Here is a 25193-nt window from a genome sequence, read left to right on the forward strand (position 1 = left end):
ACCGCCGTTACGGAGCCGGTGACCACGGATCTTCCGCACAGCTGCAGCGCCGACGTACCGGCAGCTCGCAGGTAACCCTTCGGGTAATCGCGGATTCAGGTGGTGGCGCGCACGCGTGGATGCCCCGGACCGTCGAAGAGGGCGCAGGCCTCGTCGGGGCGCAGGAGGCGACCGTGGCCGAACGCCGCGGCGAACTCCTCCTCGCTCAGCGCCGTACGGGCCGCGAAGGTGATCCTGTCGAGGTCGGCCTGTTCGGCAGGCGTGACCGCCTTCGGAATCGACTCACGGGCCGCCGCGGCCGCCCCGAGCAGCCGGGCGGCCTGGCGGGGGTGGCCGTCGAGAGCGCACGCGCCGGCGAGACCGGACAGCGCCTGCGCGGTGTCCGCGACGGCGCCCAGGTCACGTGCGATGGCTAAGGCTTCCGCGTGGCGGGTCATGGCCGCCGCCGGGTTGCCGCGAAGCTCCTCGACGTAGCCGAGCTCGACGAGAACGCTCGGCGCGAACAGGGCACGTCCAGGCCCGGTGTTGTGCTGCGCGGCGGCCCGCAGGAGGTGCAGCAGGTGTGTCTCGGCCACGTCGAGGTCGCCCTCCCTGCGGGCGGCGAAGGCGAGCCCCATCTCCGCGAACACGGCGCCGAGGGACGAGCCCTGCTCCGTGGCGAGCCTGAGCCCCTGCTCGCAGTGCTCGCGCGCCGACGCGTGGTCGCCGCGCTCCATGGCGATCCAGCCCAGCCAGGACAGGCTCCCGGCGTACTCGGGCCAGAGGCCGAGCTCTCCGGCCATGCGCAGCCCGTCGCGGTGCAGGCGGGCGGCCTGCTCATAGTCGCCGGTCAGCGCGGCGTGGGCGCCGAGCCATTCGGTGGCCTGCAGCAGGCCCCACCGGTCACCGAGCCGGCGGAACAGCTCCGCGCCGCGCGTGCCGTCACGTTCGAGCGCGCCCGCGTCGCTTCTCACGTGCGCGTGTTTGGCGCGCAGGCTGAGCGCCGCGGCCACGCCCCACTGGTCGCCGACGGCGCGGAACGTGGTCAGGACCCGGTCGATCAGCTCCCCGGTGGCGGCCACATCGCCGAGGTCGATCTCGGCGAACGCGAGGAACCACTCGGCCCTGGCCCTCCCCTGCTCATCGGCCACGCCTTCGTATGCGCTCAGCACCGCCTCGTGGCGGGCCGGCCAGTCGGCGATGTCGCCCAGCAGGAACGAGATGCCGGTGTGCCAGGCCATGGCCCTGGCCCGGGCCGCCTGGGGCGCCTCGCTCGCGGCGCCCAGCGCCGCCTGGAGCGACCGGCGTGCCTCAGCCGGCCGGCCGCGCAGGAACCAGTACCAGGCCAGCGCGTTGGCCAGGCGCAGCGCGAGCCCGGCCGCGCCGTGCCGGACCGCGTCATCGAGCGCGGCGTGCAGGTTGCCCGCCTCGGCGTCCAGCCGCTGCAGCCAGCGCCGCTGGTCGGGGCCATAAAGGTGGGGCTCGGCCCGTTCGGCCAGGTCGGTGTAGTGGGCGCAGTGCCGCCGCGTGGCCTGCCGGAGCTCGCCGGCCTCGTGCAGGCGGTCCAGGCCGTAGGCGGCCACCGACTCCAGCAGCCGGTAGCGGGGACCGTCGTCGTGCCGGTCGGACATGACGACGAGGGACCGGTCGACCAGGCGCGCCAGGAGGTCCAGCACGTCACCGGGCGGTACGCCGCCGCCCGCGCAGACCGCCTCGGCGGCCTCCAGGGTGCATCCATCGGCGTGCACGGCCAGGCGGCGCAGCACCGTGCGCTCGGGCTCGGTGAGCAGCTCCCAGCTCCAGTCGATCATCCCCATCAGCGTCTGCTGCCGTGGTGGAGCGCCCCGGTGCCCGGTCGTGAGCAGCCGGAACCGGTCGTCGAGCCGGGCGAGCAGGCCATGCATCCCCAGCGTGCGCACGCGGGTGGCGGCCAGCTCCAACGCCAGCGGGATGCCGTCCAGCCTGCGGCACAGCACCGCGACGGCCTCCGCGTTGTCCGGGGTGAGGGTGAAACCGCGCGCCGCGGCCGCCGTACGGGCTACGAACAGCCGCACCGCGCCGAAGCGCTCCAGCGTCGCCGGGTCGGTGCCGTCGCCGGGGCCCGGCACCTCCAGCGGCGGGACGGGCCACACCACCTCGCCCGCCAGGCCGAGCGGCTCCCGGCTGGTCGCCAGGACGCGCAGTCCGGGCACGGCGCGCAGCAGCAGGCCGGTGAGCTCCGCGACGGGCTCGATGACGTGCTCGCAGTTGTCCAGCACCAGCAGCAGCCGCCTGGTGCGCAGGGCGCGGGCGAGCCGGTCGGCCGGCGCCTCCCGCGGTCCGGCTCCGCCGTCGCGGAGGTCCAGGACCGCCATCACCAGGTCGGTGAGCGATTCCCGCTCATCGGGCAGGCCAGGCCGCAATGCGCCCAGCTCGACGAGCCAGGCGCCGTCGGTCAAGGTCTCGGCCATGGGGGCGGCGACGTCCATCGAGAGCCGGGTCTTACCCACCCCGCCCGAGCCGGTGAGCGTCACCAGCCGATGCTGTTTCAGCAGCGTGCGCACCTCGACGACCGCTTCGTCGCGGCCGATCAGGCCGGTGAGGGCGTTGGGCAGGTTGGTCGCCGGGGCCGGGGCGCGCGGCGCGTTGAGCTCCGGATCGTGGGCCAGGATCGACCGGTGCAGCCCGGTCAGGGCGGGCCCCGGATCCACGCCCAGCTCCTGGGCCAGGTGGGCACGGGACTCTTCGTAGCTGCTCAGGGCCTCGCTCTGCCGCCCGGCCCGGTAGAGGGCGAGCATGTGCAGGGCGCGCGGCCGTTCCCGCAGCGGGTGGCCGGCCAGCAAGTCGCCGAGCTCGCCGGCGACCGCGGCGTGCATGCCGAGCGCGATCCGGGCCTCGGCCAGGTCTTCCATGGCGGTGAGGCGCTGCTCCTCCAGGCGCGCGATCGTGGTGCGGGCGAACGGCTCGTCGGCGAAGTCGGCGAAGGCCGGGCCCCGCCAGAGAGCCAGCGCTCCGGACAGCAGCTCGGCCTTCGCCTGCGGGTCGTCCGTCTCGCGGGCCCTGGCGGTGAGGCTCTCGAACCGGTAGGCGTCCACCGCGTCGGCCTCGACGCGCAGCAGGTAGCCCGGCGGCGGGGACACGACCAGCGCGCGACCGCCCGGCTCGGCGTCCTCCAGCGCTCGGCGCAGGTAAGAGGCCTTCGCCGACAGCGCGCCCGGCGCATTGCCCGGCAGATCGTCGCCCCACAAGTGATCGATCAGCAGGTCGGCGGGAACCGGTCGCCCCCGGTGCACCAGAAGGGCCGCCAGCAGTGCCCGGACCTTCAGGCCGGGCACCGCGACGATGCCGCCGTCGTCGCTCCACACGGTGAGCGGGCCCAGCACCCCAATGCGCATGACCGCCACGATAACGCGGAGGGGTGACAAGATCCGGGGGCCCGGAAGGCCGCTCAGCGCGGGCCGAGGGCCCCGGCGACGAGCTCGCCTATGTGGTGGAACGTACTGTAGTCGCCGGCGGTCACCCGGTTCTTGGCCACGGCGACCACGATGCCGCTCGCGGTGTCGGCGTACGCCGCGGTCCCCCCGCTCCCGGCCATCCCGAACAGGGTGGGGCCGTCGAGTGGTCCGGGGAAGCCGATGTCATACCCCAGTCCCCGGGCGGCCGGGGATCCGGTGACCTCGTCGACTCCGCCGATCGACACCGTGGTGACCTCCCGGAGCCGCTCGGAGGAGATGAGCCGCACGCCGTCGACCTCGTCCATCAGGGCGGCGTACATGCGTGCCACGGCGCGGGCGGTCATGACACCGCCCGCCGGGATGTCGGCGGCGAGCACGTCGTCACGGTTGCAGAAGGCCGCGGTGGGCAGGGCGGCCGGCGGTGCCGCCGTCCATCCGTCCACGACCTTGAAGAACGGCACCTGCCCGGCCATCGCGGCGATCAGGTCCGGGGTCAGCTCCATGCCGCCCGCCGCCTCCTCCATGCGGGCCTGCCGGCCGAGTTCGGAGGCCGGCACGCCGAAGAACAGCTCGTCCGCGACGCCGAGCGGCCCGGCGACCTCGTCGCGGAGCACCTGGGAGATCGGCCGGCCGCTGACCCGGCGCACGATCTCGCCCATGATGTAGCCGAACGACTGCGGGTGGTATCCGGTTTTCGTGCCGGGTTCCCACCATGGTGTGGCGTCGGCGATCACGGCGCACATCTTGTCCCACTCGGTCAGATCCTGCGGGGTGGTGCCCTGCGGGAGACCCGGTACGCCGGCCGAGTGGTTGAGCACGTGGCGTATCGTGGCGCGGTCCTTGCCGTGCGCGCCGAACTCCGGCCAAAGCTCGGCGACAGGGGTGTCAAAGGTGAGAACGCCCTGTTCCACGAGCACGTTGACGACAGTGGAGGTCACCCCCTTGCCGGTCGAGGTGACGTGGAACGGCGTGTCCGGCGTGACCGGCCGGCCGGTCGCCGGGTCGGCCTGGCCGGCGACGGCGTCCACCACCAGCTCGCCGCGAAGGTAGACGGCGACCTGCAGGCCCCGTTCGACGCCGGACTCGACCAGCAGGTCGATGGCGTCCTGCGTTCGATGCTGAATGTCGGTCATGGCGATGTGCTCCTCTTTCATGGGAGTCGGTGCTCTTTCTCGGCGGCTTTCATGGGAGTCGGTGGTCTTTCTCGGCGGCGGGGATCGGCGTGTGCGCCAGGACGACGACACCCGACGCGAACGTCCGCGTGCCGGCCAGGCAGAACCGTGTCTCGTCCCACCCGGTGAACAGGCTCTCTCCGCGCCCCAGGACGACGGGGTGAACCCAGACGCGGATCTCGTCGACGAGGTCGTGCCGCGTCAGCGTCCTGGCCAGCTCGCCGCAGCCGTACATGAGGATGTCCTGGCCGGGCTGCCGCCTGAGCTCGCGCACCGCTTCGGCGGGGTCGCCCTTGAGCAGGGTCGAGTTGGTCCAGCCGGCCTCGTCGAGCGTGGTCGAGACGACGTACTTCTGCATGGTGTTGATCCGGTGGGTGAAGTCGTCCGGCGCGGGTCCCTCCTCGCTCATGGACGGCCAGGACTCGGCGAAGCCCTGGTAGGTCACCCGTCCCATCAGCAGGGCGTCCGCGGCGAACAACTGGTCGCGGGCGTAGCTCTCGTACTCGGGGGTCGCGTAGACCAGGGACCATTCGTGTGGGTTCTCCTGGACGCCGTCCATCGAGGCGAACACGGAAACGATCACTTTGCGCATGGCGGTGCTCCTGCGGGTCGCGATGATCAGTAGGTGTGCGAACGCCTGGCCCGCGCCTCGCGCAGCGCGTACGCCCACCATGTCAGCTCGTCCAGCGTCGTCCTGACCGTGGTGTTGCACGTTGCGGTGGGCTTGGGCCAGTCGCCGTCTGCGGTGAACAGCTCCCAGTAGCAGGGCAGGCTGACGAACGTGCGGATGGCTACGGTGTTCAGCTCGCCGAACACCTCGCGCAACTGGGCCGCGGCGTACAGACCGCCGGATTCCCTCCCGTAGGAGATGAAGGCGACGGGTTTGGCCTGCCACTCCTCGTGGAACCAGTCGATGGCCGTCTTGAGCGGAGCGGGAAAGCTCCGGTTGTACTCCGGCGTGACCACCGCGAACGCGTCCGCGGCGGCCAGCCTCGGGGCCAGCGCCCGTACCGGCTCCGGCACGGGCTCGTCCTGGTCGGTGAGGGTGTCGGGCAGGCGGGCGGCGGCCAGGTCGACGAGATCGACGTCCAGTTCCCGGCGCTTGCGGGCGTGGCCGGCGAGCCAGGAGGCCGCGACGGGGCCGAACCGCCCGCGGCGGGTGCTGCCGATGATGATCACCAGCCGCAGAGGTGTGCTGTCCGGCATCTCGGGCCTCCCTCGGGTTCGCGTCGTGGTCAAACCCTGCGTGAAGGCGTCTTCGGTTTGTTTACGGGTCTGCGCCCGCCGGGGGCTCGGGGTGCTCGAGGGAGCGTAAACAGACCGTAAGGACCCTCCGGCACGGTGGGCGGCATCGGTTGGAGTTCACCCGTGGCCGAGGAGGGCCGTCCCATGTCCAGCACCGACGTCGACGAGTTCGTACGGACGAGGCTGTCGCCGCAGCACCAGAGCATCGTCCGCGTCCTGCGGGAGCTCATGGCCGAGGGCGCGCCCGGCGCGTCCGAGGTGATCAGCCGCGGATCGCCCGCGTGGAAGGGCGGCTCGATCCTCGCGATCATCAGTCACAGCAGGACCCACGTCACCTTCGCGTTCGCCCGTGGCGCGGAGTTCAGCGACGATCACGGCCTGCTGGAGGGCGTGGGGAAGACCACCAGGCACGTCAAGCTCAAGAGCCCGGACGCGGTGGACCGCGACGCCCTGCGCGACTACATCCGGCAGGCGGTCGCGCTCGACCGGCAGTAGCCCGCAGCGCCACGCGCCGGGGGGAGAATCTTCGCGGCCTGTTGACAGTATCGCGATCAACTTATTACGGTCGGGACCGTTATTACCTTCATCGCTCGATCCGTTCCACGGATCGGCGTTACAGGTGTGACCGTAATGCAGATCCTGTCGGGAGCCGTATGTCCTTCTTACGCAGGCTCATCCCCCTCACCGCCATCGCGTGCCTGCTCCTACCGGGCTCGCCCGGCGTCGCCCAAGCCGGGGCCCCGCCGTCCCGCTGCGGCCCGGCAGAGGGCACGATCACCTCTCTCGGGCCCGCGAGCGTCACGAACGCGCTCGGCAACGCCGAGTTCGTCGGCGACACCATGTACGTGGTCACCCGCGGGCTGTCGCCCAACGTCGTCGGCGCGTACGACGTCGCGGCCGGCAAGGTGACCGCCCACCACGATCTCCCCACCGGCATCGGGGCCTGGGCGATGACCAGGGTCGGCACCGACGTCTACGTCGGCACCCACGTCCCCTCCGACCTGTACAAGCTGGACACGCTCACCGGTCGCGTCACGAAGGTCGCCGCCTTCGACGACCACTTCATCTGGAACATCACCGCTTCACCGGACGGCAAGATCTATCTCGGCATGTCGGAGTCGGGCCGGGTGGTCGAGTACGACCCGGCCACCGGCGCCACCCGGGATCTCGGCGTGGCCAGCCCGGGCGAGCAGTACGTCCGCAGCATCGCCGCCGACGCCGACACGGTCTACGCGGGCGTCGGCGCCCACGCCCACCTCGTGGCCATAGACCGGGCCACCGGCGCCAGGAAGGACATCCTGCCTGCCGAGCTGGCGACCCGCGACTTCGTGGCGAGCATGGCCATGAACGCGACCCACCTGGCGATGGGCATCTCCTCGCAGGGCGAACTGCTCGTGCTGAACAAGGCCGACCCCGGCGACTACCGGATCGCCAAGGCCCCCGGCGAGAAGTACGTCACCTCGGTGGCGTTCCTCGGCGAGTACGTCTACTTCACCGGCCGCCCGACGGGCACGCTGTACCGCTACCGGCTCGCCACCGGCGAGGTGGAGGCGCTCGGGGTGCCGTACCCGGAGGGAGGGACGCCGAGCCTGCTCGCGCACGATGGCAGGATCTGGGGCATCCAGGACGGCGCGGTGTTCGTCTACGATCCCGCCACCGCCGGGCTGGAGTACCGCAACCTCGTCTCCCGCGGCCTGCGCGCCGGTCCCGAGCAGCCGATGAACGTCTTCGCCGACGGGCGGTACGTCTACCTCGGAGGCAAGGGCGGCATGCAGGTGCACGACGCCTCCGGCGGGTCGCGCCGCGTCGGCGTCCCCGGCGAGCCGAAGTCCATGGTCGAGGTAGGCGGCCGCGTCTACCTGGGCGTCTACACCCAGGCCCTCCTGTACGGCCACGAGCCGGGCTCGGACACCGCGAGCCTGCTGGCCAGGATCGGCAACCGGCAGGACCGGCCGCGCGACCTGGCCTACGACCCGCGTACCGGCCTGATCGTGGTCGCCACGCAGCCCGAACCCGGCCAGGAGGGCGGCGCCCTGTCGCTCTACGACCCGGGCACCGGCGAGCTCGACGTGCGGCGGCCCGCCGTACCCGGCCAGAGCGTCTACTCCGTCGCCACCTGGAACGGCACCGCCTACCTCGGCACCTACATCCAGGAGGGCTTCGGCCTGCCGCCGAAGACCGGCACCGCCCGGCTCGCCGCGTACGACCTGCGTGAACGCAGGCTCCTCTGGCAGGTGGAGCCGGTGCCGGGCGCGGCCTACATCGCCGACGTCGTACGCCTGCGCGGACGCGTCTACGGGGTGTCCGACACGGGAGTGTTCTTCGAGATCGACCCCGAACGCCGGAAGGTGACCAGAACCGTGAAGGTCGGCGGCTTCGGCGGCGACCTGGTCGTCCAGGCAGGACGCGTGTACGGCGTCTCCGGCGAGGCCGTCAGCCGTGGCGACCGGGTCTACCGGATGGACCTGACCGATTTCACCGCCCACACGCTCGCCGACGGACTCGCCGGCGACTGGTTCGACGGGGCCAAGCTCGCGGCCGATCCCGCGGGCTGCGGTCTCTACACGTTGCGCGAGCGCGATCTGGTCCGGATCGCCACAGGGAGGAAATGAGCATGCGATTCACCACGATCCTCTTATCTGCCTTGTTGCTCGTCACCGCCGCCGCTCCCGCCTCGGCGCAGGACGAGCCGCGGCCGCCGGTCGGCTCGGTCACCGACTTCGGCGTCCAGTCGACGGCGCTCACGGTGTTCGAAGGGTTCTTCGGCGCCGACGCGAGCGGGCGTCCCGTCGTCTACGGCGTCCAGATGGGCACGCCCGGCGTGGTGGCCGTGGTCGATCCCGTGACCCGTCAGCACCTCCGTACGGTGGAGCTGCCCGGCTCCTCGGGCGGCTGGGGCATCACGCAGGCCGACGACGGCACCGTCTACGCGGGCAGCTACCCCAACGGCCACGTGTACCGTTACGACCCCGCCGGCGGAGAGGCGACCGATCTGGGCGCGCCGGTCGCCGGGCAGACCGTGCTCTACGGGTTCCAGCCGGGCAAGGACGGCAAGATCTACGGCGGCACGTACCCGGACGCGCACGCGTTCTCCTACTCCCCCGCCGAGGGCTTCCGCGATCTCGGGGCCATGTACGAGGGCCAGCAGTACGTCATGGACGTCGCCGTCGACCCCGAGCGCGAGGTCCTGTGGGCGGCCGTCGGCACCGGCGGCCACCTGATCAGGATGGACCTGCGAACGGGGGAGAAACGCGACATCTGGCCGGAGGCGCTGCGCGGCGACGCCAGCCACCCGTACGACATCAACCTGGTCGGCGGCAAGCTGTTCGTGAAGCGCAGCAAGCTCCAGGCGGTGGTGCTCGATCCCGACACCGGGGCGGTGCTCGCCGACGGCTTCGTCATCAGCTCGCGCGGCACCACCCGGGTGGCCGACGGCAAGTACGTCTACTTCACCTCCGGCACCGCCCTGTGGCGCTACGACCTCACGACCGACACCCCTGAGGCGGTCCCAGGACCCGTCGCCGCGGGCGGCCCCAGCGTCGGATGGGGCTTCGTGAACGGCCGCCTCTACGCGCTGATCGGCAACTACTTCGGAGACGCGCTCTCGTACGACCCGGCCACCGGCGCCTCCGAACGCTTCAAGCTGCCCTTCCCCGCCCAGCCGATCGACATCAACAACGTCAGCGCAGGCCAGGACGGCAAGATCTACACCAACCTGTACATCAACGGCAACGTCGCCACCCTCGACCCGGCCAGCGGAAAGGTGACCGAGCTGGGCCGCGTCGCCCAGACCGACGGGTGGTTCTGGCACGAGGGGAAGATGTACCTCGGGACCTACCCCAACGGCGGGGTCATGGTCTACGACCCGGCCCTGCCGTTCAAGACCGGCACCAACCCCCGCGAGCTGTTCCGCCTGATCGGCGACGGCCAGAACCGTCCCCAGACGTTCGCCACCGCCGCCGGCAAGCTCTACATCGGCAGCACCCCCGACTACGGCCTGTGGGGCGGCGCCCTCACCGTCTACGACTACGCCACCGGCGAGCACACCGTGAACCGCGCCCCCGTCGCCGACCAGGGCGTGATCTCCCTCCTGGTCCGCGGCGACACCCTGTGGGGCGGCACCACCGTCAACGGCGGAGGCGGCACCACGCCCAAGGCGAAGGAGGCGAAACTCTTCACCTACGACCTCGCCACCGGCACGAAGACGGCCGAGCTGACCCCCGTGCCCGGAGCCAGTTCGATCACCTCGATCGTCCAGGGCCCCGACGGCCTGATCTGGGGCCTGGCGGACGGCGTACTGTTCATCCTCGACCCCGCCTCCTCCCGGGTGACCCGCCGGATCGAGCTCCCCGCCGGCTACAGCGGCGTCCAGGACGAGCTCCACGTCAACCCCGACGAGCACGTCTACGCCTCGCTCGACGGCTACCTGCTCCGCGTCGACCCCCTCTCCAAGGCGGTCACGGTCCTGCGCGATTCGAGCACCTACCGTTCCGCCCAGGACGGCGCGGGCAACCTGTGGTTCCGCAGCGGCACCAAGGCCGCCAACAACGCCGTCCAGGGAGGCGCCCGCCTCCTCCGCTACACCCCGCCGGCCGACGCCTGCCCCGGCTCCGACCTGACACCGCAGGTGGTCATCAAGAAGACCGACAGCGGCGTCCGCAACCGCTACCGCTCCGACGGCTGTACGGTCGAGGACCTGATCGAGGACGAGAAGTACTCCGGCCGGGAGCTCACCCGCCACGTGGCCGAGGTCGTGGCCCGGCTCGCCGCCTCGAAGGTCATCACGGGCGCCGAGGCCGCACGGATCCTCCGCGCCGCCCACGCCTCCAGGAACGACCCCTGACCCGCCCGCCGTTTCTCGCATCGGGACTACCGTCACGCTGACGGATTCGCCGCGAAGAAGATCGGCCTAATTTCGGTGTCACCAGAAAGAACACCGATAGGAGCAGGTCATGAAGGTGATCCGGACAGCGGCAGCGGGGCTCGCGGCCGGAGCCGCGCTCGCGCTGTGCACGAGCGCGGCCCCGGCGCAGGCGACGGGGAGAGGCTGGGAGGAAACGGGCTGCGCGGAGGCGCGACCGGAGGTCACCTCCATCAGCGGCTGGGTGTCGCCCGGCGCGTGCGCGTTCATCAAGCGGCAGATCAAGTTCGGCAAGGTCTCCACCCCCGATCGGGTGGACGCCTACGTCGACCTGTGGTCCGAGGACGCGACGCTGTGGGAGCCGGCGAAGGCGGACCGGCTCCCGACCCAAGGCCTCGACGCCATCAGGACGGCGATCAGCGGCTCGCTCAGCCTCGTTCCCGACTTCCGCTTCCGCGGCACGCGCATCGCCGTGAACGGCCCCGCCGTCATGTTCGAGGCGCACAACCAGGCCACCCTCAAGGGCCACGAGGTCGCCTACGACGCGGTCTACCGGGTCCTGCTGACCGACGACGGCAAAGTCATCCAGGGCCGCCGCTACTACGACCGGCACTCCTGGTTCAAGCCGCTCGACCCCACGCTGCCCGATCTGTTCGCGAACGTCACCGACGGCGGCACACCCGACCGGGGCCGCACACCCGTCCTGAGCCCCGACGAGCTCACCGAGCGCATGGAGGCGTGGAACAACGAGGACGCCGGCGCGCTCGCGGGAAGGCTCACCGGCGCGCCGCTGTCCGCGCCCGGACTGGACGGCGGCGTGCTCGCCACCACGCAGGGCAAACGCGCCTACCTGAAGACCTTCTTCGACCAGGTCAGTGACGTCCGGCTGCGGCCGGGCCAGGCGGTCAAGGTCGACGGCGCGACGTACCTGGAGTGGCACGGCACCGTCCTGCCCGAGGACCAGTCCGACCCGGTCAGCTTCGGCGTCATCGAGCGCATCGGCGACACCGGGGGCGTCTCCAGTGACTGGGCCCTGACCTTCGACCAACTGCCGCTCGTCGCCGGCGAAGACGAGATCATCAAGCTGTACGCCAAGCTCAGGTGATGAGCCCGGCCAGCTCGGCCCGTGAGGTGATCCCCAGCTTGGGGAAGGCCTTGTAGAGGTGGTAGCCGACCGTTCGCGGGCTGAGGTAGAGCTGGGCCGCGATGTCGCGGTTGGACGCGCCCGTGGCGGCCAGCCGTACCACCTGCCTCTCCTGCGCGGTGAGCACGCTGAGCGGGTCGTCCGCCTGGCGGGGGGCGGCGGGGACGTCGCCCGTGGCGCGCAGCTCCGCGCGCGCCCGCTCGGCCCACAGCGCCATACCGAGCCGGTCGAAGGTCTCCAGCGCACCACGCAGCTGGGCGCGGGCCGCGGCGCGCCTGCGCGCGCGCCGCAGCCACTCGCCGTAGAGCAGCTGCGTGCGTGCCCGCTCGTGCGGCTGCTCGCCCTGCTCGTGCAGCCGCACGGCCTCCTCGTAAAGGCCCTCGTCGTCTTCGACCAGGGCACGGCAGCGCAGCGCGACCGCGTGTGCGGACGGCAGGCCGACGCGGGCCGCCCAGTCCAGGTAGTACGCCAAGGGCACGCGCGCCCGCTCGGGCTCCCCGGCCCTGACCGCGGCCTCGACCTGGTCGGGGGCGAAGAAGAGCGCGCCGGCCGCGGCGGGAATGCGCTCCAGGATTGCGAGCGACGCCTCGGGACGGCCCAGCGTGAGCTCCAGCCGCCCGAGCCCGGCCACCGCGATCGCCTCGGCCAGGTGGAGTCCGCGCGCTCCGGCCTGCTCGAAGGCGGCCGCGGCCGCCGCCCTGCAGCCCTCCTCGTCGCCCAGCTCGGCGCGTGCCAGGGCGAGCAGCGCGGTGAGCGCGACCACGCTGTTCGCCTGCCCCAGGTCGCCGACCACGGGGATGATCTCCTCCAGCCTGGCCGCCACCTCGCGAGACCTGCTGAGCAGCGTCTGCGCGTGCAGCCTGGTCTCCATCGCGCCGGCCAGCCAGCCGCCCATGCCGTGAGCCCTGCACTCGGCCTCCACGCGCGCCGCGGCGGCCTCGCCCAGACCGTAGCGCCCGATCGGCGCGCACAGCTGGGCCACGAAGAGCAGTCCCGGCACCTGGAACTCGGACTGATCCGGTTCGAGCACCAGCTCCTGGATCGGCGTGACCGCGTTCTCCAGATCGCCCTCGAGCAGCGCGGCCAGCCCGATCGCACCGCTCACCAGCGGGGAGCCGATCTCGGGCAATGCCCGGAGCAGCTTCGCCGCCCGTCCCGCCAGCTCGGGGTCGCCGGCGTACCACGCGCAGCGCACCGCCTCCACCAGCAAGTAGGCGGCCCGCTCGGCGTCCAGCGGCAGGACCCGCTCCGCGCCGCCGATGATGAGCCCGCCGGCCGCGGCCGGGGTGCCCTGCTCGAACTCCCGATGGGCCCGCACCTGGATGAGATGGGCGAGGGCGAGCGGATCCCGGATCTCCTGGCTTGCCCGGTCGGCCAGGGCGCCCGCGCGGGTCGGCTGGCCCGCGTCGCTGGCCGCCACCGCTGCCGCGGCCAGCCGTACCGACCGCTTGGCGGGGTCGGGGGTGAGCTCGGCGGCCCGCTCGTAGGCCGCGGCCATGGCCGCGTAGCCGGCACGGGTGCGTGCCCGCTCCGCGGCCAGCTCCAGCTCGCGCGCCACCTCCTCGTCGGGTGCGGTCGTCGCGGCGGCCAGATGCCAGGCTCTGCGGTCGGCGTGCTCGCCGCCGACGAGCACCTCGGCAAGCGCGCGCCGCACGGCCAGCCGCGCCGTCAACGGAACGTTCTGGTAGGCAGCGGCCCTGATGAGCGGATGGCGGAAGGCCACCGCGGCCCCGTTCACCGTGACCAGCCTGGCCTGCTCAGCGGCCTCCAGGTCTATCAGCCGGGCGGAGAAGGACTCCGCGGCGCGCAGCACGATGCCCAGGTCGCCCAGGTCGTCGGCGGCGAGCACCGCGAGGAGCGACTGGGCGGTACCGGGCAGCGCCCTGATCTGCCGCTGGAAAGCCTCCTGGACCCGGCTGGCGACCGGAATGGTGGCGAATGGACTGAACTGCCCGGCCCGCTGCTCAGCGGTGAGCGCGGACGGCAGCTCCATGAGTGCGAGCGGGTTGCCCTCGGCCTCGTCCAGGACGCGCTCTCGCACAGAGGGCGTCAGATCCCCGGCCCTCTCGGCCAGCAGCGCGACGGCGGCGTCACGGTCGACGCCGTCCAGCCACAGCTCGGGCAGCCCCTGCGGCCGGAACTCCTCCCTGCCCGCGAACACCAGCGCGACACCTTCGGCGTCCAGCCGCCGCGCCACGAACACCAACGCGTCAATGGACGCCCGGTCGAACCACTGCGCATCATCGACCAGGCAGAGCAGCGCCCCCTCGCCCGCGACCTCGGCCAGCAGGCTGAGCACGGCCAGTCCGACGAGAAACCTGTTCTCCGGCGTCGCCGTACCCAGGCCCAGCGCGCCTTGGAGCGCCGCCGCCTGGGCTTCCGGCAGCTCGTCGATGCGATCAAGCTCGGGACGCAGGAGCAGCTGCAGGGCGGCGTACGGCAGCTCGGCCTCGGACTCGATACCGACCCCGCGAAGCACCCGCACTCCGGCGGCCCGCTCGGTCATGTGGCCGAGCAGCGCGGACTTGCCCATGCCCGGCTGCCCGCGCACCACCAGCACGCCGCTGCGCCCGGACCGCGCGTCCTCCAGCAGCTGATCGACCTGCGCCTGCTCCGTGGCCCGCCCGTACAACATGGCCGAGAATCTAGCGGAACGCGAAACCAGCCCCCGGACTCGATGCCGGGGTAGCGCGTGGCTCGTCACAGTGATCGCGATCAACGTGGCCTGGGTGATCGTCAGCGCAGAAGAGGCGGATCACCCCGGTTCAGAGGGCTTCACCCGACAGGCGCTCGACGCCTCGTAGCAGGGCGGAATGATCGAGGGCGCCGTCGCCCGAGGCGTTCGCCGAGGCGACGAGCTGGGCGACCAGCGCACCCAGCGGCAGCACGACCTCGGCCTCGCGGGCGGCCGCGGTGACGATGCCCATGTCCTTGTGGTGCAGCGCGATGCGGAAGCCGGGCTCGAAGGAGTGGTGCAGCATCTTGTCGCGTTTCTGCGCCAGCACGGCGGAGCCGGCCAGTCCGCCGCCCAGCACTTCCAGCGCCGCCTCCAGGTCCACGCCATACGCCCGCAGGAACACCACGGCCTCGGCCAGGGCCTCGATGTTGGCGGCGACGATGAGCTGGTTGGCGGCCTTGACCGTCTGGCCGGAGCCGCTCGGGCCGACGTGCACGACTGTCTTGCCGACCGCGTCGAAGACGGGCTTGGCGGACGCGAAGTCCTCGCTCGCGCCGCCCACCATGATCGACAGGGTGGCGTTCCTCGCGCCCGCCTCGCCGCCGGAGACGGGGGCGTCGAGGTAGCGCAGGCCGTGCCGGGCCGCCTCGTCGGCCAGTTCGCGGGTGACGTCGGGGCGGATCGTGGAGAAGTCGATGACGAGCGTGCCGAGGGCGGCGTTGGCGAACACGCCGTCCTCGCCGGTCAGCACCGCGCGTACGTCAGGCGAGTCGGGCACCATGAGCGCGACCACCTCGGCGCCCGTCACGGCGTCGGCGACGGACGCGGCCGCCCGCCCGCCCGCTTCGACCAGGGGTTTGGTCTTGTGCGGCGAGCGGTTGTAGCCGGCCACGGTGTGCCCGGCATTGACCAGGTGAACGGCCATGGGGCTGCCCATGATGCCGAGTCCGATGAAGGCGATGGTGCTCACGTTGATCCTCCCGCGCGCTGTCCGCGTGGTAGCCAGTCGAAGGCGCCGGGGCCTTCGAAGCGGTATTCGAGGCTGACGTGGCCGTCGTATCCGGCGGCCCGCACGTCGTCGATCCACTGCCGGAGCGGCAGCGTGCCCTGGCCGGGCGCGCCCCTGCCGGGGGCGTCGGCGATCTGCACGTGAGCGATGCGGGCCGCGTGCCGCCGGATGGCGGCGGGCACGTCGTCGCCGTTGACGGCCAGGTGGTAGAAGTCGGCGAGCAGGCCCGCGTTGGGCACCTCGCCGAGCCGGTCGAGGACGGCCACGGCGTCGTCGGCGGTCAGCAGCGGGTAGCGCGGGGCGCCGCTGACCGGTTCGAGCAGCACGATGCCGTCGACGCCGCGTGCGCAGGCGGTCAGCGACTCCAGAGCCAGCTCGTCCTGATCCTTCGCCTCGACGCCGTCGAGCCGGTTGCCGTACAGGGCGTTGAAGGCGCGGCAGCCGAGCCGTTCGCCGATGGCCGCCACCACGGGGATGTTGTCGAGCAGCTCGCGCGCCCGCGCGGGCCATGACACCACGCCGCGGTCGCCGGCGGGCATGTCGCCGGCGAAGAAGTTGAGGCCGGTCAGCCGGACCCCGGCGTCCTCGACGGCGCGGACGAAGGCGTCCACGTCGCGGTCGGCGGGGACCGCCACCGGCCACGGCCACCAGAACTCGACCGCCGCGAACCCGTCGGCCGCCGCCGCGGCGGGGCGTTCGAGCAGGGGCAGGTCGGTGTAGAGGATGGAACAGTTGACGGTCCACTGGGTCACGCGGGGGCCTCTTCCGATTGTTCGCGGCGGAGCTGGCCGAGCAGGCGCTCCTGGGCCTGGTCGAGGTGGTGGGCCAGGCGTTGCTGGGCCCGCTCGGGGTCGCCGTCGCCGATAGCCTTGAGGATGTCGTCGTGTTCGTGCACCACGTTCATCGGGTGGGTGGTGCGGTGGGCCTGGAACTGGCCCATCGTGAGGTGCACCTCACCCAGGATCACCTCGTGCATCCGCGACAGCCGGCGACTGCCGACGGCGCCGACCAGCGCGGAGTGGAAGGCGATGTCGGCTTCGACCTGGTTGGCGAAGGCCATGTCGCCGGCGGCGGCCTTCATCGCCGCCTGGGCGCGCACGGCCGCGGGCGGCACGGTGGCCGTGCGCGCCAGCGCCGCGACGGCCGCGCGTTCGACGGTCTCGCGGCTGAAGTACAGGTCGCGGATCTCCTCCTCGTCCAGTTTGGGGACGACGGCGGTCTTGTGGGTGGTACGGCGCAGCAGCCCGAGCGCGGTGAGCCGCTCCAGGCACGCTTTCGCGGTCGGGCGCGCGACGTTGTATTCGCCGGCGATGCGGATCTCGGTGAGTTTCTCCCCCGGGGCGATCTCGCCGTTGACGATGCGCTTTCTGACCGACTCGTAGAGTGCGTCTGTCAGAGAAGACGGTCCGAGGGAAAAGTTGGTCTGGCCGTCCACGAAACTCCTCCCGAGATCGCCGAAATCGTCAGACAAGTATACTAAACCTCTCAGTATCCCGCGGCCTTGTCGACGATGTTCCGCAGCGGCTCGCCCCGCGCGAACCGGCCCACGTTGTCCAGCATGATGTCGAGGCCGCGGCGGGCGGTCTCGTCGGTGGTGGCGCCGTTGTGCGGGGTGACGATGACGTTCGGCAGAGTCCAGAACGGGCTGTCGCCCGGGAGGGGTTCCATGCCGTGGGCGTCGAGCCCGGCTCCGGCGATCTCGCCCCGGCGCAGCGCGTCGAGCAGCGCTTCGTCGTCGGCGATCCCGCCGCGCGAGACGCAGACGAAGAACGCCGTGGGCCGCATCGCCGCGAACGCCGCCCGGTCGAAGCGGCCCGCGGTGGCCGCCGTGAGCGGCGCGGTCACCACCACGAAGTCGGACTCGGCGAGGAAGCGCGGGAAGTCGTCCTGGCCGAGGAGTACGTCCACGCCGGGGGCGGTGGCGCCCGGCGATCTGCGCATGCCGAGCACCCGCATGTGGCACGCCTTCGCCTTGGCGGCCAGGTCGAGGCCCGCGTTTCCGAGCCCGTACAGGCCGACGGTCCGGCCCGCGAGCTCGCCGTGGACGTAACGGTCCCAGCGGCGCTGCGACTGGGCCCGCAACCAGCGCGGGGCGTCCCTGCCGAGCATGAGCATCAGCATCATCGCGTGCTCGGCCAGCGGGATCGCGCCGTTGCCCGTGGAGGAGGTGAGGATCACCTCGCTGGCCAGCAGCCGGTCGGACAGCACGCCGTCCACGCCGGCCGCCGGGCTGTGCACCCAGCGCAGTTTGGGCGCCCTGGCCAGCAGCGGATCCGGCACGTTCCCGACGACGGCGTCCGCGATCTCGATGCCCTCCGCCGGGTCGGCCGTGAACGTGACCTGCGCGTCCCCCGCGGCCCGCCGGATGCGCCGGCGGGTGATCTCGTCGTGGTGTCCGGTGACGGTGATCCTCATTTGAGCCCCGTGGTGGCGATGCCGCGGATGAGCTGTTTCTGGGCGACGGCGAAGAAGATGAGTACGGGCAGCAGCGACACGAGCGACATCGCGAACAGCATGCCCACGCCGGTCTGCGATTCGGAATCGACCATGGAGTTGAGCGCGACCGGCACCGTGAACATCTTCGGCGAGGTGAGGTAGATCAGCGGGACGAAGAAGTCGTTCCAGGTCCAGATGAAGGTGAAGATCGTGGTGGTCACGAGGGCCGGCCGCATGAGCGGCAGGACCACGTACCAGAAGGTGCGGAAGGGGCCGCAGCCGTCGATCCAGGCCGCGCGGTCGAGGTCGCGCGGGATGGTCCTGATGAACTGCACCATCAGGTAGATGAAGAACGCGTCGGTGGCCAGGAACTTGGGCACGAGCAGCGGGAAGTAGGTGTTCACCAGGTCGAGCTGCGAGAAGAAGATGTACTGCGGGATCACCAGCACGTGCATCGGCAACATCACCGACACCAGCGTGATGGCCAGGTAGACCCTGCGCATCCGGAACTCCAGTCTGGCCAGCGCGAACGCGGTCAGCGAGCAGGAGAACAGGTTGCCGATGATCGCGCCGACGGTGACGACCAGGGAGTTGACGAAGAAGACCGAGAAGGGGCGGTTCAGCGCGTTCCAGCCCTCGACGAAGTTGTCGAAGGTGACCTCGCTGGGGATGAGGCCGGTCTCGGTCAGGATCAGGTGGTCGGGCTTGACCGAGCTGACGATCATCCAGACCAGCGGATAGAGCATCAGCACCACGAAGGCGCCGAGCCCGAGGTGCTTGAGCAGGTCGCGGCGGCCACGCCGCCGGATGGCCGCCCTGGAGCCGGCCCGCGTGGACTCGAACGAGGTGGTCGCGGTCGTCATCAGTCGTCTCCGTAGAAGACCCAGTACTTCGACAGGATGAAGTGCACGGCCGTCACCAGGCCGATCGCGGCCATCAGCACCCAGGCCAGGGCGGAGGCGTAGCCCATGTCGAAGTTCGTGAATCCCTGCTGGTAGATGTAGAGCGTGTAGAACAGCGTCGAGTTGGCGGGACCCCCGGTGCCGCCGCTGACGACCTGGGCCTGGGTGAAGGTCTGGAATGCGCCGATCGTCTGCAGGATGAGGTTGAAGAAGATGATCGGGGTGAGCAGCGGGATCGTGACGCGGGTGAACTGGCGGACCACACTGGCGCCGTCCACCCTGGCGGCCTCGTACAGCTCCTCGGGGATCTGGCGGAGCCCGGCCAGGAAGATGACCATCGGCGAGCCGAACGTCCACACGTTCAGGACGATCAGCGTCGACAACGACAGGCTCGGGTTCTGCAGCCAGCTCCCGAGTTCGAGGCCGAACGGCGACAGCGCCCGGTCGACGAGGCCGTCGTCGCCGAAGAGCTGCCGCCACAGGATCGCCACGGCGACGCTGGTGCCCAGCAGCGAGGGCAGGTAGAAGGCGCTGCGGTAGAAGGCCAGCCCGCGCAGCCCCCGGTCGAGGATGAGGGCCAGCAGCAGCGCGAAGCCGAGTTGCAGGGGGATGGAGATCACGACGTAGACGAGGGTCACCTGGACGGCGGCCCAGAAGTTCTTGTCCGCGAACATGCGCTCGAAGTTGGCCAGGCCGTTGAACTCCGGCGTGCTGAGGATGTTGTAGTCGGTGAAGGCCAGGTAGAGCGAGGCCAGCAGCGGTACGAGCGTGATCAGCACGAGCCCGAGCCACCACGGGATGAGGAAGACGTGCGCGGCGCCGCCCTGTCGTTCGAGGCTGCGTTTCGCCATGACGCTCTCCTATTGGGCCCGGGTGATGCCGGCCTGGATCTCGTCCAGTAGCCGTTTGGCGCCGTCGGCGGTGCTGAGCCGGCCGAGCGCGAGCTCCTCACCGACCTTGCCCATGGCCGTGCGCCAGCCGTTCGTGCCGGGCGGTGCCTCGAAGCGGGGGCGGCGCTCGGCCTCGCGACCAGCCTGTACGGTAGTGAGCATCTCCTTCTCGTCCCCGCTGGCGCTTTGCAGGGACTGCTGGAAGACCTTGGGGTTGACGGGCGCGCCCATGGTCATGCCGACCGTCCTGATCATCGCGGGGTCGCCGGTGTTGTAGCTGATGAGCTTGCCGGCGGTCTCGACCTTGTCATCGTCGATGCCCTGATATATCGCCATCCGGGGGAAGTAGAGGAACGGATGACCGGCCTGGGCGTCCTTGGCCACGGGGATCGACCGTAGCTTGAAGCGGTAATCAGGGAACATCTTGGCGTCGTCGATCAGGTGGTTGGAGTTGCCCATCTTGGCCAGCACCTTCTTGCCGACCAGCGCCCAGTCGGGACCTATGCCCTCCTGCTCGCTGAGCGTGGTCACGGCGCCCGCCTTGTACAGCTTGTCCCACCAGTCGAGCCAGGCGCGCACGGTGTCGGCGGTGAACCCGGGCTTGCCGTCCTGAGTCCAGAGCTGCTCGCCGTGCTGGCGCAGCCAGGCTTCAAAGCCCAGGTCGGCGTCGGGCTCGTACGGCATGCCCTTGCGCTTGCCCGGGTTGTCCTTGGCGTAGTCGATGAGGAAGGCCGACCAGGCGTCCCAGTCGGCCTCCTTCGGTGGAAGCTTGACGCCGTCTTCCTCGGCGAACGTCTCGTTGTAGCGGATGACCGCGACGAAGATCCCGAACGGCATGGTGTTGAGCTGCCCGCCCAGCTTGAACGACTCCAGCTCCTCCTTGGAGTAGTCGGCCAGGTTGAGGGTCGGGACGTCGTCGAGGCGGCGGTAGAGCTTGCTCTTGTGGTAGGTCATCACCTGGGGCGAGGCCACCCAGAAGATGTCGGCCACGTCGCGGGCGGCCATCTGGGTGGTCATGCGCTCCTGGAAGGCGGAGTAATCGGCGAACTCCGGCTCGACCTGGATGCCCGGGTTCTTGGCGACGAACTCCTTGAGTGCCTTGGTGTAGTTCTGCTGCCGGATGTTGTTGCCCCAGAAGGCGTACCTCAGCGAGGTGGCGCCGCCCTCGGAACCGCCGCCGCACGCTGAGAGGCCGGCCCCCAGCGCTCCCGCCGCCGCCAGTTTCAGGAATCCCCGCCGATCGAGTCCGCTCATCACTGTTCTCCCGTCGCTCTCACAGGGGACCGGCTACCCCGGTGATGACCTAGTGTTCATTTGTCTGACCTGAGCGTCAATAGGTCATGAATACTTGTTTGACAATCTGCCAGAACGATCACTTCGTACAGGCCGATCTCGGGGAGCCTCACTCTGCGGTCGTCGATCTCCAGCTCGCGGCCCGCGCGCAGCGCATGCGCCCGCCACTCGCCCGGCCACGACAGCTCCAGCCACGCCGGAGCGATCGGCACCGGCCGGCGGAAGCGCTGGTCGGCGTCGCCGGAGCGGTTGAGCAGATGGATCACCTTCACCTCGCCCGAGCGGGCCGGCACGATCTCCACCTGTTCCGGCAGGCTGGTTTGCAGGCCGGGGCCCGCCCGGTCGGCGAACAGGTCGCGATGCGCGCTCAGCCCGCTCTCCCGGTAGCCGCGGCCGACGGTCCACGGCATCAGCACGCCCCGGCCCCGGCCGTACGAGGTGCTCAGCCAGCCGGGGTGACCGGTTTCGTGGTGGCCGTGGCATTTCTCCGGCGGGCCGTACCTGGCCCGCGACAGCGCGTACAGGCCCGTCTGCGCCTGCGCGGCCGGCTCGATCACGTGAAAGGCGCCGATCACGGGCACCATGCCGCGCTCGCCGCGCAGGTGGAGCGAGCGCACGGACTCCTCGCTCTCCCAGCTCGCCAGACGGCGGGCCGCAGGCAGGCAGGCGAGCTGGGGCCGGTCGACGTCGAACCCGCTCGAACCGGTCGCCAGCACGGTCCCGCCCGACTCGGCGTAGGCGTCCAGCACCTCGGGGCAGGCCAGCGGGCCGAGGTCGGGCAGCACGACGGTCCCGTACCGGGACAGGTCGCTCACCGGCAGCTTGTCCACCGGCAGCACGTCGAAGGGGATGTGCCGCTCCAGCAGCGCCAGGTACAGCCCCTGGAACTCGGCGGACGCCCCCTCGGGCCGGACGAGCAGCGTGCCCGCCTCTGAGACCAGGTCCCGGTAGAGGCCGGCGTGGTCGCGGTGGAAGCGGGTGATCTCGCCCGCGATCCCCAGGCATTCGTACGGGCTGTCGTCGGGCGTCCCCATGATGTACGTCGACGGGATCGCCCCACGGGAGATCGCCTGCAGCAGGTACTGGGCGAAATGGTGGGGCTCCTCCCCCGCCATCCGGTACGGCATGTCCACGAACCCCACCGAGTTCACCAGCACCGGCACCTCCGGCCGGTACGACTTGGCCGCGCTGACGTGCTCGCTGGTGCGGTGGTGCCACAGGGGCCGGCCGACGGCGTTGTTGGCCTCGTGGAAGACGATGTCGGCGTGCTCGCCCAGGATCAACGCCGCCTGCGGCCGGCGCCGGGCGATCTCGGCCCTGATGCGCGCGTTGAGGTCTTCGAGCGTGTCGCGCGCGAACGTCCGCCAGCGGCCGTAGCCGGGCGAGTCCGGACCCTCGGGCAGTTCGTCGCCGAACCTGCGGGCGCACGCCAGGCACTGGCAGACCCCCCAGTGGCGCCGGCTGTAGTCCACTTCGTTGAACGACATCCAGTTGAGGAAGAAGCCGTCGATCTCGTACCTGTCGAGCACCTCGCCGATGACCTCGAACAGCTTGACCTGGTAGTAGTCGCCGCTCGGGCACACGCTGGTCAGCGCGTTGTAGACCTGGGGCTCGCCGGAGGGCGAGACGAAGCACCACTCGGGATGCTCCTCGGCGCGACGGTGGTCGATCTTGGAGAAGTCCATGCGGGCCAGGACGCGCACGTCCCTGCGGCGGGCCGCCGCCACGGCGTCCCCGACCAGGTCGCCGGACGGCCGGTCGGCCAGGTGCGGGTTGCGCGTCTGGAAGTCCAGGTCGGTCGGGTAGTTCGACAGGATGCCGCCGACGCTGATCAGCCAGGCGTTCGCGCCGAACTCCTCCAGGTAGTCGAGCACCCGCTCGACGTCGAGCCCGGCATCCACTTCGCGGAGGTTGGTCTGGAACATCCGGAACGGCTCACGCCACCACACCCGGCTCACCGCTGCTCCCAGATCAGGTGCACGACCTCGACGAGCCCCATGCCGGCCAGTTCCACCTCGGCCCGGCCGTCGCGGACCACGACGGGGGCGTCGGCGTCGGCGACCAGCAGCCGGGCCGCGGCACCCTCGACGCCTGGCGGCAGGGCGACGGTCACGGTCTGCGGGGGCAGCGGGATGGTCTCCCTGATGGCGCCGCGCATGGTCATCGGGTTGGTGAGGTTCACGACGGTCACGGCGACACCGCGCTCGTCGCGGCGGACGGCCAGGTCGGCCAGCCCTGGGCCGCGCACCGTGGCCGCCGGCTCGGCGCCGAGCGCCCACCGCACCGCGTTGGCGATCAGGCGGCCGTGGTCGGCCTGAAGCGTTTCCCAGAAGACGGCGCCCAGGTCGAACGGGAAGTAGACCACCCGGCCCGGGCCCTCCCGGGTGATGACGGCCGGGGCGTCGGGGGCCTGCCTGGCGTACAGCTCCTCCATGGGCAGGTCGGGAAAGTCCGGGACGAACCGGAACGGCACCCGCGTGTCCTCCCCGGCCGCGACCTTCAGCAGCCGGGTGCCGCCGATGATGCGCTCGGCACCGCCGAAGCCGGCGTTCACCGGGTGCTCGCCGGTCAGGGCGATGTAGTTGTTCTTCACCGGCCCTCTGACCGGTTCGAGCAGGTCGACGCCGAACACGTCGGCCAGGCCGAAGTTCGCGCGTGGCTCGCCGTGCTCGTCGTACAGGGAGGACTGGTAGGCGGCCACCAGCCCGCCGCCCGCGGCCACGTACTCGCGGACGGCCTGGCACTGGGCCTCGCCAAGATGCTCGGCATTGGCCAGGACCAGCACCTTGTACGGCCGCAGCCGCTCGGCGGTCAGCATCTGGTCGGCGAGGAGCTCGAACGGGATCCGCGCCTCCACCAGCGCCTGGTAGAACCCGTCCTCGTCGGGGAAGCTGTGCGCCGCCCCCGGCACGAGCTTGCCCGCCCGGCCGGGGTCGAGCAGTGCCACCTCGGCGGTGATCGGCAGCGCCGACAGCACCGGCTCCAGCCGCGCGTGCAGGTCGAACGCCTCCACCACGGCCGGCACCCAGCGGGGGTCGGAGACGGTCGCGTTGAACTTGGTGAACCACGGGAACGCGCCCTGCGCGAACCCGTCCACGATCCAGGTCCGCACCTCCTCGGGGGGAGCCACCGAGTCCTTCCACCGGTGCTGGTGGTGCTCGGGGCCGACGGAGGCGATGAGCCCGATCGGCCGGTCGGGGAACAGGCCGCGGCTGCGCTTGGCCACCCGCCCGGCCACCCAGGGCGCCTCGATCCCCGAGCGGCCCTGCTTGTCGACCACGAACAGCGGGTAGACCCGGCGGACCAGCTCGGGCTCCAGGTCGCGGGCGGCGAACGCGCCCAGGTTGGGGATGAAACGGGCATGCGGCCGCAGGTCCGTGACCGCCGCGTCCCAGATCGCGACCAGCTCGCTCAGCTTGCGCCGCCGCCAGGCCACGTACGCGGGCCAGGCCGGATCGGACGGGTCCTGCTCGCGTTCTGGCAGCTCGAACCCGGTCTCGTCCCGGAAAGAGCGCTGGGCCTCCTCGCTGTGGGAGATGCCGCCGTAGCCCTCCCAGCGGTTGGCGAAGACGGCGTCCACGTCGTACTCCCGTACGATCTCGCGCGTCACCTCTGTGATGAACTCGCGGTGGTAGCCGGTGAAAGCGCAGGTCAGCCAGATGTCGGGGTAGGACCAGTGCTCGATGGGCGCCCCCTGCGGGTCGCACGCCAGCCACTCGGGATGCGCCCTGGCCGCGTCGGCGTGCACGGCGTGGGGGTCCACCCTGGCCATGACGTGCATGCCCAGCCCTCTGGCGGCCTCGACCAGCGCGCCGAACGGGTCGGTGTCGCCCATGAAGGAGCTGCGGTGGTGGAAGGGGATCCGGGTCGGGTAGTAGGCGATGTAGCCACCGGCGCTGATGCAGGCCGCGTTGGATCTGCTGTCGCGCATCACCTCCGTCCAGAAGTCGACATCGAGATGCGCCGGGTCGTCCTCGGCCAACGTCAGTTGCGTCCAGCGGGTCGCCGTACGGGGCCAGTCGGAAGTTCGCATGGTGACACACCTCTCGCCAGGCTTGTTGTCAGACGAAAATTATTGTCATACAAGAATTCAAGCCGTACAAGACGCTGATTCCGACGCCCTGCCCGGTGGCGGCGTACTGTTCTCCCCC

Annotated in this window: 18 protein-coding genes; 4 read left to right on the forward strand and 14 right to left on the reverse strand. The window is 71.1% G+C overall.

Annotated features, from left to right (window positions below; genetic code table 11):
* Nucleotides 1-95: 95 nt before the first annotated feature.
* Genes ABZS69_RS43830 through ABZS69_RS43845 form a run of 4 tightly spaced genes read right to left on the reverse strand, consistent with a single transcriptional unit; the run spans nt 96 to nt 5791 of the window.
* Nucleotides 96-3353 carry a BTAD domain-containing putative transcriptional regulator gene (locus ABZS69_RS43830; protein ID WP_355383310.1) on the reverse strand — a complete coding sequence of 1086 codons (3258 nt, stop codon included), beginning with the start codon at nt 3351-3353 and terminating at the stop codon, nt 96-98.
* Between the two features lie 53 nt (nt 3354-3406).
* Nucleotides 3407-4546: a serine hydrolase domain-containing protein gene (locus ABZS69_RS43835; protein WP_355383313.1), complete on the reverse strand. Its 1140-nt coding sequence runs from the start codon at nt 4544-4546 to the stop codon at nt 3407-3409.
* 49 nt (nt 4547-4595) lie between these two features.
* Nucleotides 4596-5177 carry a dihydrofolate reductase family protein gene (locus ABZS69_RS43840; protein WP_355383316.1) on the reverse strand — a complete coding sequence of 194 codons (582 nt, stop codon included), beginning with the start codon at nt 5175-5177 and terminating at the stop codon, nt 4596-4598.
* A 26-nt stretch (nt 5178-5203) separates the two neighbouring features.
* Complete coding sequence (locus ABZS69_RS43845; RefSeq protein WP_355383319.1) at nt 5204-5791, reverse strand: NAD(P)H-dependent oxidoreductase; 588 nt, start codon at nt 5789-5791, stop codon at nt 5204-5206.
* A gap of 183 nt (nt 5792-5974) precedes the next feature.
* Between ABZS69_RS43845 and ABZS69_RS43850 the strand changes: the two genes are divergently transcribed.
* From ABZS69_RS43850 to ABZS69_RS43865, 4 genes are all read left to right on the forward strand, one after another.
* Entirely contained in the window at nt 5975-6325 is a 351-nt protein-coding gene (locus ABZS69_RS43850) for a DUF1801 domain-containing protein (RefSeq protein WP_355383322.1), read from the forward strand.
* A 158-nt stretch (nt 6326-6483) separates the two neighbouring features.
* Nucleotides 6484-8442, forward strand: a complete 1959-nt coding sequence (locus ABZS69_RS43855; RefSeq protein WP_355383325.1) for a PQQ-binding-like beta-propeller repeat protein — start codon at nt 6484-6486, stop codon at nt 8440-8442.
* Between the two features lie 2 nt (nt 8443-8444).
* Nucleotides 8445-10673, forward strand: a complete 2229-nt coding sequence (locus ABZS69_RS43860) for a hypothetical protein (RefSeq protein WP_355383328.1) — start codon at nt 8445-8447, stop codon at nt 10671-10673.
* Nucleotides 10674-10782: 109 nt separating this feature from the next.
* Nucleotides 10783-11796, forward strand: a complete 1014-nt coding sequence (locus tag ABZS69_RS43865; RefSeq protein ID WP_355383331.1) for a nuclear transport factor 2 family protein — start codon at nt 10783-10785, stop codon at nt 11794-11796.
* Here the strand turns inward: ABZS69_RS43865 and ABZS69_RS43870 are convergent.
* From ABZS69_RS43870 to ABZS69_RS43915, 10 genes are all read right to left on the reverse strand, one after another.
* Nucleotides 11789-14470 (reverse strand): AAA family ATPase, encoded by a 2682-nt coding sequence (locus ABZS69_RS43870; RefSeq protein ID WP_355383334.1) that lies wholly within the window; start codon nt 14468-14470, stop codon nt 11789-11791. The two genes, ABZS69_RS43865 and ABZS69_RS43870, sit on opposite strands and share 8 nt — an antisense overlap.
* A gap of 130 nt (nt 14471-14600) precedes the next feature.
* Nucleotides 14601-15488 carry a 2-hydroxy-3-oxopropionate reductase gene (locus ABZS69_RS43875; protein ID WP_355383407.1) on the reverse strand — a complete coding sequence of 296 codons (888 nt, stop codon included), beginning with the start codon at nt 15486-15488 and terminating at the stop codon, nt 14601-14603.
* Nucleotides 15479-16273: a TIM barrel protein gene (locus ABZS69_RS43880; RefSeq protein WP_355383337.1), complete on the reverse strand. Its 795-nt coding sequence runs from the start codon at nt 16271-16273 to the stop codon at nt 15479-15481. The genes ABZS69_RS43875 and ABZS69_RS43880 overlap by 10 nt, the downstream gene beginning before the upstream one ends.
* Nucleotides 16270-16956 carry a GntR family transcriptional regulator gene (locus ABZS69_RS43885; RefSeq protein WP_355383340.1) on the reverse strand — a complete coding sequence of 229 codons (687 nt, stop codon included), beginning with the start codon at nt 16954-16956 and terminating at the stop codon, nt 16270-16272. Before ABZS69_RS43885 ends, ABZS69_RS43880 begins: the two co-directional genes overlap by 4 nt.
* A gap of 50 nt (nt 16957-17006) precedes the next feature.
* On the reverse strand, nt 17007-17936 hold the full coding sequence (locus tag ABZS69_RS43890; RefSeq protein ID WP_355383343.1) for a D-2-hydroxyacid dehydrogenase: 930 nt from the start codon (nt 17934-17936) through the stop codon (nt 17007-17009).
* A complete protein-coding gene (locus ABZS69_RS43895) occupies nt 17933-18820 on the reverse strand; it encodes a carbohydrate ABC transporter permease (RefSeq protein ID WP_355383346.1) in 888 nt (295 codons plus the stop codon). Before ABZS69_RS43895 ends, ABZS69_RS43890 begins: the two co-directional genes overlap by 4 nt.
* Entirely contained in the window at nt 18820-19710 is an 891-nt protein-coding gene (locus tag ABZS69_RS43900) for a sugar ABC transporter permease (protein ID WP_355383349.1), read from the reverse strand. Before ABZS69_RS43900 ends, ABZS69_RS43895 begins: the two co-directional genes overlap by 1 nt.
* A 9-nt stretch (nt 19711-19719) precedes the next feature.
* Entirely contained in the window at nt 19720-21003 is a 1284-nt protein-coding gene (locus ABZS69_RS43905) for an ABC transporter substrate-binding protein (protein WP_355383352.1), read from the reverse strand.
* Nucleotides 21004-21059: 56 nt separating this feature from the next.
* Nucleotides 21060-23000, reverse strand: a complete 1941-nt coding sequence (locus ABZS69_RS43910; protein ID WP_355383355.1) for an alpha-amylase family protein — start codon at nt 22998-23000, stop codon at nt 21060-21062.
* Nucleotides 22997-25075, reverse strand: coding sequence for a family 10 glycosylhydrolase (locus ABZS69_RS43915; protein WP_355383358.1), 2079 nt, complete (start codon nt 25073-25075; stop codon nt 22997-22999). Before ABZS69_RS43915 ends, ABZS69_RS43910 begins: the two co-directional genes overlap by 4 nt.
* Between the last annotated feature and the right edge of the window lie 118 nt (nt 25076-25193).

The organism is Nonomuraea sp. NPDC005650 (assembly GCF_040605375.1).
Classification (GTDB): Bacteria; Actinomycetota; Actinomycetes; order Streptosporangiales; family Streptosporangiaceae; genus Nonomuraea.